Origin of the sequence: Tepidicaulis sp., assembly GCF_965222285.1 — a bacterium.
Classification (GTDB): domain Bacteria; phylum Pseudomonadota; class Alphaproteobacteria; order Parvibaculales; family Parvibaculaceae; genus Tepidicaulis.
In genome coordinates this window covers 1,489,643-1,504,561 of record NZ_OZ244942.1, presented here as the reverse complement: position 1 = coordinate 1,504,561, position 14,919 = coordinate 1,489,643, and the positions used below count along the sequence as shown (strand labels likewise).

At 60.4% G+C, this 14,919-nt stretch carries 15 protein-coding genes; 9 read left to right on the top strand and 6 right to left on the bottom strand.

Going from position 1 to position 14,919, the window contains the following annotated elements:
- Window positions 1–97 precede the first annotated feature (97 nt).
- Window positions 98–427 carry an FtsB family cell division protein gene (locus tag ACOQOT_RS07050; protein WP_420561627.1) on the bottom strand — a complete coding sequence of 110 codons (330 nt, stop codon included), beginning with the start codon at window positions 425–427 and terminating at the stop codon, window positions 98–100.
- Between the two features lie 159 nt (window positions 428–586).
- On the opposite strand from ACOQOT_RS07050, the gene ACOQOT_RS07045 reads away from it, so the two are divergent.
- Window positions 587–970, top strand: coding sequence for a VOC family protein (locus ACOQOT_RS07045; RefSeq protein WP_420561626.1), 384 nt, complete (start codon window positions 587–589; stop codon window positions 968–970).
- A 153-nt stretch (window positions 971–1,123) separates the two neighbouring features.
- Here the strand turns inward: ACOQOT_RS07045 and ACOQOT_RS07040 are convergent, their stop codons facing one another.
- The 3 genes from ACOQOT_RS07040 to ACOQOT_RS07030 all read right to left on the bottom strand — a co-directional run bounded on the left by ACOQOT_RS07040 (window position 1,124) and on the right by ACOQOT_RS07030 (window position 4,347).
- The gene (locus ACOQOT_RS07040; protein ID WP_420561625.1) at window positions 1,124–2,344 is read right to left on the bottom strand and encodes a TIGR03862 family flavoprotein; all 1,221 of its coding nucleotides are present in this window, start codon (window positions 2,342–2,344) and stop codon (window positions 1,124–1,126) included.
- A gap of 19 nt (window positions 2,345–2,363) precedes the next feature.
- Window positions 2,364–3,641, bottom strand: coding sequence for a phosphopyruvate hydratase (eno, locus tag ACOQOT_RS07035; protein WP_121878947.1), 1,278 nt, complete (start codon window positions 3,639–3,641; stop codon window positions 2,364–2,366).
- 118 nt (window positions 3,642–3,759) lie between these two features.
- Window positions 3,760–4,347 (bottom strand): PadR family transcriptional regulator, encoded by a 588-nt coding sequence (locus tag ACOQOT_RS07030; RefSeq protein WP_420561624.1) that lies wholly within the window; start codon window positions 4,345–4,347, stop codon window positions 3,760–3,762.
- Window positions 4,348–4,630: 283 nt separating this feature from the next.
- Here ACOQOT_RS07030 and ACOQOT_RS07025 point away from each other — a divergent pair, with 283 nt between their 5' ends.
- From ACOQOT_RS07025 to ACOQOT_RS06990, 8 genes are all read left to right on the top strand, one after another.
- Entirely contained in the window at window positions 4,631–6,544 is a 1,914-nt protein-coding gene (locus ACOQOT_RS07025; protein ID WP_420561623.1) for a DUF1302 domain-containing protein, read from the top strand.
- A gap of 151 nt (window positions 6,545–6,695) precedes the next feature.
- Window positions 6,696–7,445 carry a 7-cyano-7-deazaguanine synthase QueC gene (gene queC / locus ACOQOT_RS07020; protein ID WP_420561622.1) on the top strand — a complete coding sequence of 250 codons (750 nt, stop codon included), beginning with the start codon at window positions 6,696–6,698 and terminating at the stop codon, window positions 7,443–7,445.
- Complete coding sequence (gene queE, locus ACOQOT_RS07015; protein ID WP_420561621.1) at window positions 7,438–8,079, top strand: 7-carboxy-7-deazaguanine synthase; 642 nt, start codon at window positions 7,438–7,440, stop codon at window positions 8,077–8,079. The genes queC and queE overlap by 8 nt, the downstream gene beginning before the upstream one ends.
- The gene (locus ACOQOT_RS07010) at window positions 8,079–8,444 is read left to right on the top strand and encodes a 6-pyruvoyl trahydropterin synthase family protein (RefSeq protein ID WP_045443902.1); all 366 of its coding nucleotides are present in this window, start codon (window positions 8,079–8,081) and stop codon (window positions 8,442–8,444) included. Before queE ends, ACOQOT_RS07010 begins: the two co-directional genes overlap by 1 nt.
- Before the next feature lie 11 nt (window positions 8,445–8,455).
- Entirely contained in the window at window positions 8,456–8,917 is a 462-nt protein-coding gene (queF, locus tag ACOQOT_RS07005) for a preQ(1) synthase (protein WP_420561620.1), read from the top strand.
- Window positions 8,918–8,967: 50 nt separating this feature from the next.
- Entirely contained in the window at window positions 8,968–9,873 is a 906-nt protein-coding gene (locus ACOQOT_RS07000) for a phytanoyl-CoA dioxygenase family protein (RefSeq protein WP_420561619.1), read from the top strand.
- 179 nt (window positions 9,874–10,052) lie between these two features.
- Window positions 10,053–11,447 carry a sensor histidine kinase gene (locus ACOQOT_RS06995; protein WP_420561618.1) on the top strand — a complete coding sequence of 465 codons (1,395 nt, stop codon included), beginning with the start codon at window positions 10,053–10,055 and terminating at the stop codon, window positions 11,445–11,447.
- A gap of 95 nt (window positions 11,448–11,542) precedes the next feature.
- Window positions 11,543–12,328 (top strand): hypothetical protein, encoded by a 786-nt coding sequence (locus ACOQOT_RS06990; RefSeq protein WP_420561617.1) that lies wholly within the window; start codon window positions 11,543–11,545, stop codon window positions 12,326–12,328.
- Between the two features lie 7 nt (window positions 12,329–12,335).
- Here the strand turns inward: ACOQOT_RS06990 and kdsA are convergent, their stop codons facing one another.
- Together kdsA and ACOQOT_RS06980 are read right to left on the bottom strand one after the other, a co-directional pair.
- On the bottom strand, window positions 12,336–13,166 hold the full coding sequence (gene kdsA / locus ACOQOT_RS06985) for a 3-deoxy-8-phosphooctulonate synthase (RefSeq protein WP_420561616.1): 831 nt from the start codon (window positions 13,164–13,166) through the stop codon (window positions 12,336–12,338).
- A 98-nt stretch (window positions 13,167–13,264) separates the two neighbouring features.
- Complete coding sequence (locus ACOQOT_RS06980) at window positions 13,265–14,890, bottom strand: CTP synthase (RefSeq protein WP_420561615.1); 1,626 nt, start codon at window positions 14,888–14,890, stop codon at window positions 13,265–13,267.
- Window positions 14,891–14,919: the final 29 nt, after the last annotated feature.

Genomic DNA, 14,919 nt, shown 5'->3' with positions numbered 1-14,919 from the left:
CATATGAACGCACGAATACCTTAAAAGTTAGGCATTAAAAGTTTGATTTGCATAAAGAAATTATGACTTAACTGGTTTTCAGTTAAGTGCCGTAACGTCAGCGCAGGTCACGGAATATCGTAATTTCGTCGGGGCGCGCATAGCCGAGCGAGGCGCGGGCCCGTTCATCCAGCAGATCCGGGTCAAGGCTTTCCGGGCGCAAGAGCGCCACATGCCGCTCCAGTTCCTTGCGGGTCTGGCGCTTGGCTTCCAGCTCCTCTTCAAGGGCGGAAAGCTCCTGCTCGTTTTCCAGATATTTCTGCACACCCTGGCCGCCGATCGTCGCGTGATAGCCGAAGTAAAGTGCCAAAATCCCGCCGAGAACCGGCAAAAGCAGGTATCTCAGACGAAGCGGTTCACGGGTGCGAATCAGTTCAAAGCGGCTCATAAGGCAAGAGAATCACAGAGTGATTCTCCCGGTCAAGAGTCGAGATTCGCTTTTGGAGTCAAGGATTCGATTTTTCTGTGGAAAGCCGCTTTTCGGCAAATTGGCGCTGCGCCCAGCCCTCCCCATATCTACAACACAGGTCAGCAAATGGGGGCTCTCATGTTCAGCCACGTCACTCTCGGCACCAATGACTTTGCCAAAGCACTCGCCTTTTACGACGCCGTTTTCGGCGCGCTCGGCATTTCCAAATTCTTTGAGGTGGACGGCTCCGCCGCCTATGGCGAGGAAAAAGGCCCGAAGGTTTTCATCCTTTCGCCTTTCAACGGCGAGCCCGCGAAGCCCGGCAACGGCGTCCATGCCGCCTTCCTCGCCAAAACCCGCGCGCAAGTCGATGCCTTCCACGCCGCAGCCCTTGCCCACGGCGGCAGCGATGAAGGCGCGCCGGGGCTGCGCCCGCATTACCATCCAAATTATTACGGTGCTTATGTGCGCGATCCCGACGGCAATAAAATTCAAGCCGTCTGTCATAGCTCGAAGGGTTGAGGCGAAGCGCCTCCCGCACCTTATTTATTCCTGTCATGGCCCGGTTTATCCGGCCCATCCACGGCAACTGGTTCCGGTACTTGATTATGCTGCCCATGGATGCCCCGCATAAAGCGGGCATGACAAAGAGAGAAGTAAAGAAACAAAAGAAAATTAGTCAGCAAGCCATCTTGCCGCGCCCTCGCCGGCCGCAAGGCCCGTGGCGAAAGACGCAGTGAGCAGATAGCCGCCGGTCGGCGCTTCCCAGTCCAGCATTTCACCGGCGCAAAAAATGCCCGGTAGTTTCTTCAGCATGAAGCGCGTTCCCATTTCGCTGAAGGGCACGCCGCCCGCGCTGGAGATTGCTTCATCGATGGGGCGCGGACTTAGGAGCGGCACCGGCAGATGTTTGATCGCGGCGGCAAGCCGGGCCGGATCACCGAAAACATGCTTATCCGTCATTTCCCGCAAGAGTGCCGCTTTGGCGCCCGCAAGACCTAGCTTGCGCTTTAAATGCGTGGCCATGGATTTCTTCCCGCGCGGCTCGCCAACACGTTCGGCCACCTCGCGCTCGCTGCGCCCCGGCAGGAGATCGATTTCGAGCACCGCTTCCCCCTCCCGCTCCAGCGCTTCCCGCAGAGCGGCGGAGAGCGTATAGACCGCGCCGCTTTCAAGCCCGTGCTGCGTGATCACGCATTCACCCTTCACTTGGCGGCCGCCAAAAGAAAGCGTGACGGGTTTCAGCGGCGCGCCTGCGAAGCCTTCTTTCAGATGCGCGCTCCAAGCGACGTCAAAGCCGCAATTGGCCGGGCGGAAGGGAGAAAGCGCGATGCCCTTTTCTTCGAGATAAGGCGCCCAGGCCGCATCCGAGCCAAGCTGCGGCCAGCTTGCCCCGCCAAGCGCCAGCACCACGGCGCGCGCTTTCACGGCGTGCTCGCCTTCGGGTGTCTCAAACAAAAGCGCGCCGTCTTCCCGCCAACCTTTCCACTTATGCCGGACATGGGTGGTAAGCCCGTTTGCCCGCAAACGCCGCAGCCAGGCGCGCAGCAGCGGCGCGGCTTTCATCTCTGCCGGAAAAACCCGGCCCGATGTGCCGGTGAAGGTTTCCACGCCAAGGCCGTATGCCCATTCACGCAGGCGCTGCGGGGAAAGTACGCGCAAGGGTTCGTCCAACGGCGCATTGGCCGCTCCGAAGCGCGTCAGAAACTCTTCCAAAGGTTCGGCATGGGTAAGGTTGAGGCCGCTCTTGCCCGCCATCAGAAATTTGCGGGCAAGCGAAGGCATGGCGTCGTAAAGATGCGGGGCTATACCCCGTTCCGTCAGCGCCTCGGCGGCCATCAGCCCCGCAGGGCCGCCGCCGATGATGACAACAGGCAGCGGCTCTTGCGTGCTCATGTGGTTTCCTTCGGCTCTCTCAGCCCTTCAGGATGGAACGGCCGGCATATTCGGCAGCCGGGCCAAGCAGCTCTTCGATGCGGATGAGCTGGTTGTATTTTGCTAGCCGGTCGGAACGGGCGAGCGAGCCGGTTTTGATCTGGCCGCAATTCGTCGCCACGGCCAGGTCGGCAATCGTCGCATCTTCCGTCTCGCCGGAGCGGTGCGACATGACGGCGGTGTAGCTCGCCTTATGCGCCATCTCCACCGCTTCCAGCGTCTCGGTCAGCGAGCCGATCTGGTTGACCTTCACGAGGATGGAATTGGCGACGCCCTGCTTGATGCCGTCGGCAAGACGCGCCGGGTTCGTGACGAAAAGATCGTCGCCTACGAGCTGCACCTTGTCGCCGATCTTTTCGGTGAGCAGTTTCCAGCCCGCCCAATCGTCTTCGGACATGCCGTCTTCGATGGAGATGATCGGATAGCGGCCCACAAGGTCCGCCCAATAGTCGACCATCTGCCCGGCATCGAGCTTCTTGCCCTCGCCTTTCAGATCGTAGATGCCATCCTTGTAGAACTCGGTCGAGGCCGCATCGAGCGCAAGATAGATGTCCTCACCGGGCTTGTAACCGGCTGCCTCGATGGCCTTCATGATGAAGCCGATGGCGGCATCAGTGGAAGCGAGGTTCGGCGCGAAGCCGCCTTCATCACCCACATTCGTGTTGTGGCCTTCGTCTTTCAGGCCCGCCTTCAGCTTCTGGAAGACTTCCGCGCCCATGCGCACCGCATCCGCCACGTTTTCGGCGGCGACGGGCATGATCATGAATTCCTGAATGTCGATGGGATTGTCCGCGTGCTCGCCGCCATTGATGATGTTCATCATCGGCACCGGCAGAATGCGCGCGGCGGGACCGCCGAGATAGCGGAAAAGCGGCAGGCCGGTCGAATCCGCCTGCGCCTTTGCCAGCGCCAGGGAGACACCCAGAATGGCGTTGGCGCCGAGGCGGGCTTTGTTCGGCGTGCCGTCGAGCTGGCACATGATCCGGTCGATCGCCACCTGCTCGCCTGCGTCCATGCCGGAAATGGCGTCGAAGATTTCGCCGTTCACCGCTTCCACGGCCTTGCGCACACCCTTGCCGCCGAACCGGGACTTGTCCCCGTCACGCAGCTCCACCGCCTCATGGGCGCCCGTGGAGGCGCCGGAGGGCACTGCCGCCCGGCCCACCGCGCCGTCGTCCAGCACCACATCGACCTCGACCGTCGGGTTGCCCCGGCTGTCCAGAATTTCACGTCCGATAATGTCGATGATGGCTGCCATGGGTGCCCTGCTCCGCTTTGATGAATTCGCGGGCGATACATACCCAAGGAAGCAGCGCTGGAAAAGCCTCAAATGCCCCAAAAGCAGTTTGGGGACCGCTCTTGCGATCCCCAAACCGTTAAACGCTCACCCTTTCGCGCTCCCGCGCAACATTGGGGGGCGGCGCCTCCTCCCAGCGGTGGGTCAGTGCCGCGGACAGCTTGCCCCGTTCCTTTTTGGCATAGTCCATAATGGCATCCATGGATGCCCGGGACATGCCCAGAACGAAGCGCAGCCCTTCGCGGTTTTGCTCCTCCGCCTCCTCGATCATCGATTCGACCGTATCGAGCCGGTCCACAGAGAATTTGATCCATTGATCGAGAATCTGGTCGACCCGTTCCGGCGGCATATGCTGCGCAACCGTGAGGATAAAAAAGACTTCCGAATGGAAACTGTGCCGCAACTCGACGGAATTACAGGCCACATCCAGGAATTTCTCCTTACCGGCCTGCGTGACTTCGTAGATCTTCTTGTTCGGCCGGCCCTCCTGCTCGACCTTTTTGAAGGTCACCAACCCCTCTTTTGCCAGGTCATTCAGCGCCGGATAGACGCCGCTTGCACTCACATCGAGAAACGGTGACAGAACGAACTCAAACTCTTTTTTTATGTCATATCCAGTGGCCGGGCCGCGCATCAGCACTGCCAGAACCATTTCCTTTGCATTCACGAACGAGTCCTCCCCCGACTGTTCTATTTAACGCGGTTATTGTGACCAGCATTTTCATCACAATCAACCTAACTGCATTTATCCCTGAGAATTGGGGATACATAATTTTGCATTATGCTATTTTTATATAAGATATTTTATGATATCAGCGCGCCTGACTAAAGGCGAAGCTTCTCCTCCTCCTCCTCGATGCTTTTCCTTCAGTCGCATTCCTCTGGCGGGCGGCTCCCCCTCGGGCCGCCCGCATCAGATGAGAACAATAACGGGTAGTGGGTGAGGTAACATGCGTAACCACAGCTTCGCGCAGGAGCGCCATAAGGCGCGTTCCGCAGCGTATTTTGCCGGTCTTTTGGCCGGTGTTTCGTTTCTGGCGCTCAGCGGCCAGGCTTCCGCAGAAAGTTTCGAAATCGGCAATGTCGACGTGAATGTCGATTCCACCGTCTCCCTCGGGGTCTCCTTGCGCGCCAGCGACCGGGACTGCGAGATGGTCAATGTCGTCAATGGCGGCTGCCGCACGGCAAATGGCAGCACGCAGAGTGTCAATTCCGATGACGCCAATTTGAACTTCGACCAATGGGATTTCACCTCCATCACAGCCAAGGCGACTCACGACATTTCCGCCAGCTGGCAGAATTTCGGCGCCTTCGCGCGGGTGAAGTATTTCTACGACCATGTCTATGCGCAGAACGACATGCGTCACCGTAAGCTCAATCACGATGCGCGCCAGCGGCTGAATAACGGCATCGATCTGCTCGACGCCTTCGTTTACACGGACTTCGCCGTGGACGATGTTTTCGTCACGCTGCGTGCCGGCAAGCAGGCGCTCAACTGGGGCGAGAGCCTTTTCATTCCGGGCGGCATCAATGCCTTCCAGGCGGTGGACGTGGCCGCGCTGCGCACGCCGGGCTCGGAGCTCAAGGAAGCCTTCCTGCCGATGCCCATGCTCTCCGCGCAGCTGGCTTTCCCGAACAATCTGTCGATGGAAGCTTTCTGGCAATTCGACCATGTGGAAACGGAACTCGATCCGGCCGGCTCCTTCTATGCGACGACGGATATTGCCGGTCCCGGTTCCCTGCCCGCGCTTTCCGCCGCGCAGGTCGATGATCTGAGCGCATTTGCAGGCACGTCGGCGTTTCCGCCGAACCCGCTTCTGCCCATCGCGCTGCCGCGCGGGGAAGATCAGGGCCGCAACGACACGAACCAGTACGGTCTGGCGCTGCGCTATTATGCCGAGGACGTCAATCAGGGCACGGAGTTCGGGCTTTACTACACCCATTACACCTCCCGTCTGCCCTTCCTGACCTTCCGCAACGGGCCGCAGAACTTCGCTCAGACCTGTACGGCGCTTTTCGGCAGCCCCACCTGCCTGAACAACCCGACCGCCATTCAGGGCGCCTTCTCTTACGGCGCGAACCAGGGCACCTATTTCTATCAGTTCCCTGACAGCATCGAGACGTTCGGCGCGAGCTTCAGCACGCTTTTCGACGGCACCGCCGTTGCGGGCGAGTTGGCCTTCACGCCGCGCATGCCGCTGGCCACCACGGACCAGCAGCAAAACGCCAGCCAGACGGACGGCCAGGGCGCAACGCCCTTCCTGACGGGCGGCGCCGCCACCACCACGAGCCGCCTCGATCCGGTCGGTCCCGGTCAAGCGACGCAGGCCATCGTCTACGAGGAAACACTGACGGGGCAGATCAACACGATCGACTCTTTTGCGACCAGCCACTGGCTGCCGCAGCTCCTCGGCTCGGACAATGCGACGTTCCTGACGAATGTGGGCTTCATGTATGTGCCGGATGCCGAAGACCATCCGCTGAACCGCTCCGGCTCGCTGCGCGGCATCGAGAACCCGTTCGGCGCGGCGCTCTTTGCCAATGGCGTGACGGAAGTTCAGTACGGCACGGCGTTCTCCGCCGGTTACCGCCTGGTGGTCGCCACGGACTACAACAACGCCTTCGGCCTGCCGGTGACGCTGAGCCCCAATGTCGCCTGGCGGCATGACGTGACGGGCTACTCGCCCGGCCCCATCGGCCCCGGCTTCGTTTCGGGCCTGAAGGCGGTCACGCTCGGCCTTAATGCCTCCTACCAGAGCGCCTGGCGCGCCTCGCTCGGCTATACGAACAGCTTCGGCGGCGGCTTCCGCAACGCGCTCAACGACCGGGATTTCGTCTCGGCCAGCATTTCCTATGCCTTCTAAAGGCTTCTGACAGGGAAGGCGCAACATAAGCGCTGCAAAGCCCCGGCGGGTCCGCCTGCCGGGGCTTTTTCATGCCCGCCTGCCTGCCGCCCCTCTCGTTACTTGACGGATGCGCCCCCATCTGCACAACAGCGGGAGGAAAGGACGAGCCATGACCTCAAAAGCGAGCCCAAAGGAAAGCCCCGCAAAAGACGGCGCAAAACGCGCCCTGGTGCTGTTTTCCGGCGGCCAGGATTCCACTGTCTGCCTCGCCTGGGCCCTGCAGCGCTTCGAGGCGGTGGAAACGATCGGCTTTTCCTATGGCCAGGCCCATAGCGTGGAAATGACCTGCCGGGAGAAGGTGCGCGCTGAGATCACCCGGCACTTTCCGGACTGGGCCTCCCGGCTCGGGCCCGACCATGTGCTGGACCTTAACGAGCTTGGCCGGATTTCCGAGACGGCGCTGACGAGCGACATGGAAATCGAGATGGGCGAGAACGGCCTGCCCAATACCTTCGTGCCGGGCCGCAATCTGCTGTTTTTGACTTATGCGGCGGCGCTGGGCTACCGGCGGGGCGCGCAGGCGCTGGTGGGCGGCATGTGCGAGACGGATTATTCGGGCTATCCCGATTGCCGCGCCGATACCATGAAAGCCATGGAAAGCGCCCTCAGCCTCGGCATGGACAAGCCCTACACCATCGAAACGCCGCTCATGTGGCTCGACAAGGCCGCGACCTGGGCGCTGGCAGAGGAACTGGGCGGAGAAACGCTTATCGAGATCATCCGCGAGCAGACCCATACCTGCTATCGCGGCGAGCGGACGCATCGCCATGAATGGGGATATGGCTGTAATGATTGCCCGGCCTGCGCGCTGCGCCGGCAAGGATATGAAGCGTGGATGAAGCAGCGGGCTCATGTATAGCGTCAAAGAAATCTTCTATACGCTGCAAGGCGAAGGCGCCAATGCCGGGCGTCCGGCGGTCTTTTGCCGTTTTGCCGGGTGCAATCTGTGGACCGGGCGCGAGGAAGACCGCGCCAAAGCGGTCTGCACCTTTTGCGACACGGATTTCGTGGGCACGGACGGGCAAAATGGCGGCAAATTCGCGGCCGCCGAGGAACTGGCCGCCCGCATCGCCTCCTTCTGGCCGAAGCATGGGGCAAACCTTGAAGGCGCACCGCTCGTCGTGTGCACCGGCGGAGAGCCCTTGCTTCAGCTCGATGAACCCCTTATTGAAGCGCTTCATGCCGCAGGCTTTTCCATCGCCGTGGAAACCAACGGCACACTTGAAGCGCCATCCGGCATCGACTGGATTTGCGTAAGCCCGAAAGCGGATGCGCCCCTCGTTCAGCGCAGCGGACAGGAACTCAAACTCGTCTTTCCGCAAGAAAAGGCACGGCCGGAAGATTTCGACGCTCTCGCCTTCGAGCATTTCTTCCTGCAGCCCATGGACGGGCCGGCGCAAAAGGAAAACATGAACGCGGCTGTGGCTTATTGCATGGCCCACCCCAAATGGCGGCTCAGCCTGCAAACACACAAGTTCATCGGGATCGACTGATGCGTATCTATAAAGAGTTCACTTTCGAGGCAGCCCACTATCTGCCTTCCGCCCCGCCCGGCCATCCGAACAGCCGGCTGCACGGCCATTCCTTCCGCGCCGTTGTCTGGCTCGCCGGCACGCCCGATCCCGAAACGGGGCTCATTCGCGAGTTTTCCGAATTCCGCGATGCCTTGGAAGATGCGCGCCAGGCGCTCGACCATCACTGCCTCAACGAGATCGAGGGACTGGCCGCCCCGACGCTGGAATGCCTGACCATGTGGATCTGGCGGCGGCTGAAAAACTCCCTGCCGCAGATCGCGCGGGTGGAAGTGCACCGGGACACCTGCAAAGAGGGCTGCGTCTATGAGGGCGAAGCCGATTAGGAGATAGTCCGATGGCGGAATATACCAAAGATCTGACGCAGCTCGGCGCGAAAACCGCCGCTCCTGAGACGCCGGAAGATGCGGAACTGGAGCGTGTGCCCAACCCCCATGCCGACACGGACTATCTTGCCCGTTTCACCTGCCCGGAATTCACCTCGCTTTGCCCGGTAACGGGCGCGCCCGATTTCGCCCATCTCGTCATCGACTATGCGCCAGGCGACTGGCTCGTGGAGTCGAAATCGCTGAAACTTTATCTCCAGTCCTTCCGCAATCACGGCGCGTTCCATGAAGATTGCACCGTCGCCATCGGTAAGCGCCTCGCCGAAACGCTGCAGCCCAAATGGCTGCGCATCGGCGGCTACTGGTATCCGCGCGGCGGTATTCCCATCGATGTCTTCTGGCAGACGGGCAAACTTCCCGAAGGGCTCTGGGTACCCGACCAGGGCGTTTCGCCCTACCGGGGCCGGGGCTGAATTTCCGTTTCCTGCCGCTTCTTGCTACAAAGAAGCGGGAGGAACGCATCATGCCAAAGCTCGAAACCCTGCCCGCCAATGCGCCGGCGGATGACATTCTTGCCATTCTCAAGCGTGACGGGGCGCTTATCCTGAAGGACGTGCTCAGCCCCGGTGAGGTAAAGGCGGCGCTCGGCGAGCTTATGCCTTACATCGAGGCGACCGATTACGGGCGGGACGATTTCACCGGCCGCAAGACGACGCGCACCGGCGCGCTTGTCGCCCGCTCCCAAAAGGCGCGGGAGATGGTGATGCATCCGGCGATCCTCGAAGCGGCTCAAAGCTTCCTCAAACCCTTTTGCGAGCGCATTCAGCTCCACCTCACCCAGGTTATCCGCATCCGGCCCGGCCAGCCCAAGCAGCCCATTCACCGGGACCGCTGGGCCTGGGGCACCTACATGAAAGACATGGAGCCTCAGTTCAACACGATCTGGGCCATGACGGATTTCACAAAGGAAAACGGGGCGACGCAGGTTTGCCCCGGCTCGCTCGGCTGGACCGATAATTACCAGCCGAAAGACGAGGAAATCGGTTATGCGGAAATGAGCGCAGGTTCGGTTCTGATCTATTCCGGCGGGGTCTTTCATGGCGGCGGCGCCAACACCTCAGATGGCGACCGGATCGGCGTCAATCTGACCTACACGCTGGGCTGGCTGCGCCAGGAAGAGAACCAGTACCTTTCCTGCCCGCCGGAAATCGCCAAGACCCTGGAGCCCGACCTTCAGGCCCTGATCGGCTATGCCATGGGCAGCTATGCGCTGGGTTATTACACCCCGCCGCTGCCCGCCGGCGAGGGGCCGGAACTGGTGCCGCCGGATTTCGCACTCGGTAAGATGGATGGCACCAGCGCCCAGTTCGGCTCGGAGGAGCTGCGCGAGCTGGTGGGCGCCTCCATCCGCGGGGAAGAAAAAGCCTGAATTCCTAACGCCTGTTAGGCATAAAAGCCGTGGCTATAAAATAGCCACGCGCTTCGCCTTGCTCAGTTTTTCAGCATACCAAGTATTCGCAAATCGCGATTAGGACTCTCTCAATACCGTTTTTGCTAAACTTGACGGACTGGCATGATTTTCAGGCCCGACAGTAGCTGAGACAGTAGATGAGCGAGACAGCGCATAACCGCGCTCCAGAGATTGAAGAAGCCATCACCGGGGACACAGCGCCAGCGGTCGAAGCCACGCAACAAGATTTCAACGAGATTTTGCGCGACGGGCTCTGGCTGATTTTCGCTTTCGTGGGCGTGGCTTATTTTGCCATCACGCTCATGCATATGACGTTCCTTCCACCGCCCATCGCGAAAGTCATGATCCCGATCTCGGCGGCAAGCTCGGCCATCGGCTTCGGCCTTTCCTTTCTTCTCAAGCGGCATTCCATTCCCCATCAATGGGCGCATCCGCTTCTTTGTGCCGGTACGCTCATTCTGGCCTGCAACGTCACCGCCCATATCACGGTGACGCAAGACCCCTCGGAGCTCACCAACTATCTGTTCATCATGGTGGCGATCGGGCTCTTCTTCCTCTCGCCTTTCTGGCTGGCGCTCAGTCTCGGTGCTTATATTTGTCTTTGGACGCTTGCCGCTATCGCCGTCGCCTCGAACGAGGTGCTGATGAGCCATCTCTATTTCGAGTTCAACGCCTTCGTGCTCGCCATTGCCGCCTTCACGATCCGCCGCCGCGCGCACCGGCGCAACATCATCCTGCAAAAGCAGATCATGGCACGCGAGCAAGAGCTGGAAGGCGCGTTGCGGCAGGTCTATCTGCAAAACATGGCCGAGAAGCACAGCCGCGCAAAAAGCGAGTTTCTCGCCAATATGAACCATGAGCTGCGTACGCCGCTCAACGCGATTATCGGCTTTGCCGAAATCATGAAGGGGCAGATGTTCGGCCCCCTGAGCGAGCGTTACCGGGAATATGTGGACGATATTCTCATGTCGGGCCGCAACCTGCTCAACGTCGTCAATGACATTCTCGATCTGTCGAAAATCGAAACGGACGCCTCTGACTGCGAGACGGAACCTTTCGACTTGAGCGAACCGCTGGAAAGCTCGCTGAACCTTGCCCAGTCCCGGCGCGGAGCAAGCGAGCTGACTTTCGTCTTCGAGCCCGGCCATCATGCCGCGACCGTTTATTCGGACCGCCGGCGCTTGAAACAGATCCTCATCAATCTGCTATCGAATGCAGTGAAGTTCACCCCGGCGGGGGGCACCGTCACGCTGCGCTCGAGCGAGTTTTCCGACGGGCGCGTGCTTTTCGAAATCGAGGATACGGGCATCGGCATGAGCGAAGAACAGATCGCCATGGCACTCGACCCGTTCTGGAAGGCGGACCCGGCCTATGCGACCCAGTTCGGCGGCACCGGTCTCGGCCTGCCCATCGCACACCGTTTCGTGCGCCAGCTTGGCGGCGATCTGACCATCCACAGCACACCGGACCAGGGCACCAATGTGCAGTTCTGGCTGCCCATGCAGCGTCCGGAGCTTGCCCAAGCCGGATAGAACAGGATAGAGGCCAACAGGCCCTGTAGTCAGTTTGGGCTTTCCCAAATGCAATTGTTATAATATAACGCCCGCACATTACCGGGAAACGGCACGTGCTTGGTGTTTTTCAACAATATGGCGTTTTGGCGAGCTTCGTTGCCGCCTTTATCAGCCTATGCGGGGTGGCAAGCGTCTGGATTGCCCGTGAACGCGTGCTCGGCTGGAGCAATCTGCTGGCGGCCTTCGGCGCAGGGCTCCTGCTCACCACGGTTCTAACACATCTCTTTCCCGAGGCCATGCAGGGAACGCCTCATGCCCCGCTTTATGCTCTGGGCGGCTATGTGCTGCTCCTGCTCATCGCCGGGCTGACGGATTCGCTGTTTCCTCACAGCGCGCATCATCACCCCGCCGTCTCCATGCCCGCGCTCACCGCCTGGCTCGGCATTGCGTTCCATTCCTTCGCCGACGGCGCGGTCTATACCGTGACCTATGAAAGCGGGCTCGAAACCGGGCTCATGACCATGGGCGGGCTCACCGCGCATAAATTTATCGATGCGGTCATTCTCTTCGCGCTGATGAGCTTTTACGTCTCCGCTCGCCGCGCACTGCTTTACACCGTCCTCGGCGCGGTACTGATGACCCCGCTCGGCGCAGTGCTTACTGTTCTCTGGCTGGACGGCGCGCATTACGGGCCGGGCTTTACCGCGCCTCTTACCGCCGCACCGCATGATCACGGCGCACTGCTCGCCCCGATGCTCGCAGCCGCAGGCGGCACGCTGCTTTATGTCAGCGCCTCGCATCTCGTGCCGCATATGCTGGAAGCCAAGCGCCGCCTGGCGCTGCCGCTCTTTCTTCTCGGCTGCGCGCTCTCACTTTTCATGGAGCACGCGCTCCACTAGGTGTGGTTTAAAGCTGCTTGGAGAGCTCGTCGAAGGCTTTCAGGTTTTTCAAAAGCGCTTCCATATCGCTGAGATATACCGCGTTCGGTCCATCGGATGGTGCATTGTCGGGGTCGTCATGAGTTTCCATGAAGACACCGGCGACGCCCACCGCGACGGCGGCGCGTGCTAGCACCGGCACATATTCGCGCTGCCCGCCAGTGGAAGCGCCCTTGCTGGCCGGCTGCTGCACGGAATGGGTAGCATCGAAAATCACCGGCGCGCCGAACGAGGCAAGCTCGGGCAGCGCCCGCATGTCCGAGACCAGCGCGTTATAGCCGAAGCTGGTACCGCGCTCTGTCGTCATGACATTGGGATTGCCGGATTCCGTTACCTTTTCCACCGCGTTCTTCATATCCCACGGGGCAAGGAACTGGCCCTTCTTAATATTGACCGGCTTGCCGGTTTTCGCCGCCGCGACCACCAGGTCCGTCTGGCGGCACAGCAAGGCCGGGATCTGGAGAATATCGACGACGCTTGCCACTTCCGCGCATTGCTCGGGGCTGTGCACATCGGTGAGCACCGGCACACCAAACTCTTTCTTGATTTCCTCGAAGACCGGCAGCGCATTGGCAAGACCGACGCCGCGCGCACCCTTGATGCTGGTGCGGTTGGCCTTGTCGAAAGAAGCTTTGAAGACGAAGCCCATCCCCAGCTTTTCCGTGATCTCCTTCAGCGTGCCTGCAATCATCATCGCATGCTCGCGGCTTTCCATCTGGCAGGGGCCCGAAATGATGCTCAAAGGCTTGTCATTGGCAAAATGCACATTGCCGACGGTCACGGTACTGTTGGGTTTCATAAATCTCGACCTTTAGGCCCGCTGAGCGGGCATTCTCAAGAGTGCCGGCCGGTCCGGCGGCCCCACTCTAATGCAAAACCGGGCCGATTCCACTGCTGTCAAACGAGGCGGCTTTGCGCCAAGGCCGCTTCGACGAAAGATTTGAAGAGCGGATGGGGATCGAAAGGCCGGGATTTCAACTCGGGGTGGAACTGCACACCGATATACCAGGGATGATCCGGCAACTCGACGATCTCCGGCAGGAGCCCGTCGGGCGATGTCCCTGAAAAGAGCAGGCCCTTTTCCTCCAGCCGCTCGCGGTAGGCCATGTTGACCTCGAAACGGTGACGGTGGCGCTCGCTGATCTCTGTGCCGCCGTAAATCTCCGCGACTTTTGAGCCGGGCTTCAGCGCCGCATCATAAGCGCCAAGGCGCATCGTGCCGCCGAGGTCTGAATCATAGCCGCGCTTGACCAGTTCCTCGCCCTGCATCCATTCGGTCATCAGGCCGACAAGCGGTTCTTCCTGCGGGCCGAACTCGGTGGAGCTTGCCTTCTCGATCCCGGCCATATGGCGGGCCGCCTCGATGACGGCCATCTGCATACCGAAGCAGATGCCGAGATAAGGCACGGCGCGGGTGCGGGCGAAATGTGCCGCCGCGATCTTGCCTTCCGAGCCGCGCTCACCGAAGCCACCCGGCACGAGAATGCCGTTCACATCTTCCAGGTGATGCATCTGCTCCGGATCCTCGAAAATCTCGGACTCCAGCCACTTGATATTGACCCTCACCTTATTGGCAATGCCGCCATGAGTGAGCGCTTCGATCAGCGACTTATAGGCATCTTTAAGGCCCGTATATTTGCCCACGATGGCAATCGTCACTTCGCCTTCCGGCTCGCGGATGACATGTGAAATGTTCTGCCAGCTCGTCAGGTCCGGCACCGGCGCCTCGATGCCGAAAACGCCGAGCACTTCCGTGTCGAGCCCTTCCAGGTGATAGCGATAGGGCACGTCGTAAATCGTATCGACATCGATGGCCTGAATGACCGCCGTCTCGCGCACGTTACAGAAGAGCGCGATCTTGCGCCGTTCTTCCACCGGAATGGGCCGGTCGCAGCGGCACATCAGAACATCGGGCTGAATGCCGATGGAGCGCAGTTCCTTGACCGAGTGCTGGGTGGGTTTCGTCTTCATTTCCCCGGCGCTCGGGATGAAGGGCATGAGCGTCAGGTGGATGAAGCAGGTCGCGCCGCGCGGCAGCTCGTTGCCAAGCTGGCGGATCGCCTCGAAGAAGGGCAGCGCCTCGATATCGCCGACCGTGCCGCCGATTTCGCAGAGCACGAAATCGACGCCCTCATTACCGTCGAGAACGAACTGTTTGATGGCGTCGGTCACATGGGGGATCACCTGCACCGTGCCGCCCAGATAATCGCCCCGCCGTTCCTTGGCGATAATGTCCTGATAGATGCGGCCCGTGGTGATATTGTCACCCTTCGAGCAGGGCCGCCCCGTAAAACGCTCGTAATGGCCGAGGTCGAGATCGGTTTCCGCCCCGTCATCGGTGACGAACACTTCCCCATGCTGGAAGGGGCTCATCGTGCCCGGATCGACGTTGAGATAAGGGTCCAGCTTGCGTAAGCGGACGGAAAACCCGCGCGCTTGCAGAAGCGCGCCGAGTGCTGCGGATGCAATGCCTTTCCCTAGGGAAGAAACCACGCCGCCGGTGATGAATATATACCGCGTCATGGACCCTTATCCTATACGAAGCCAATGCG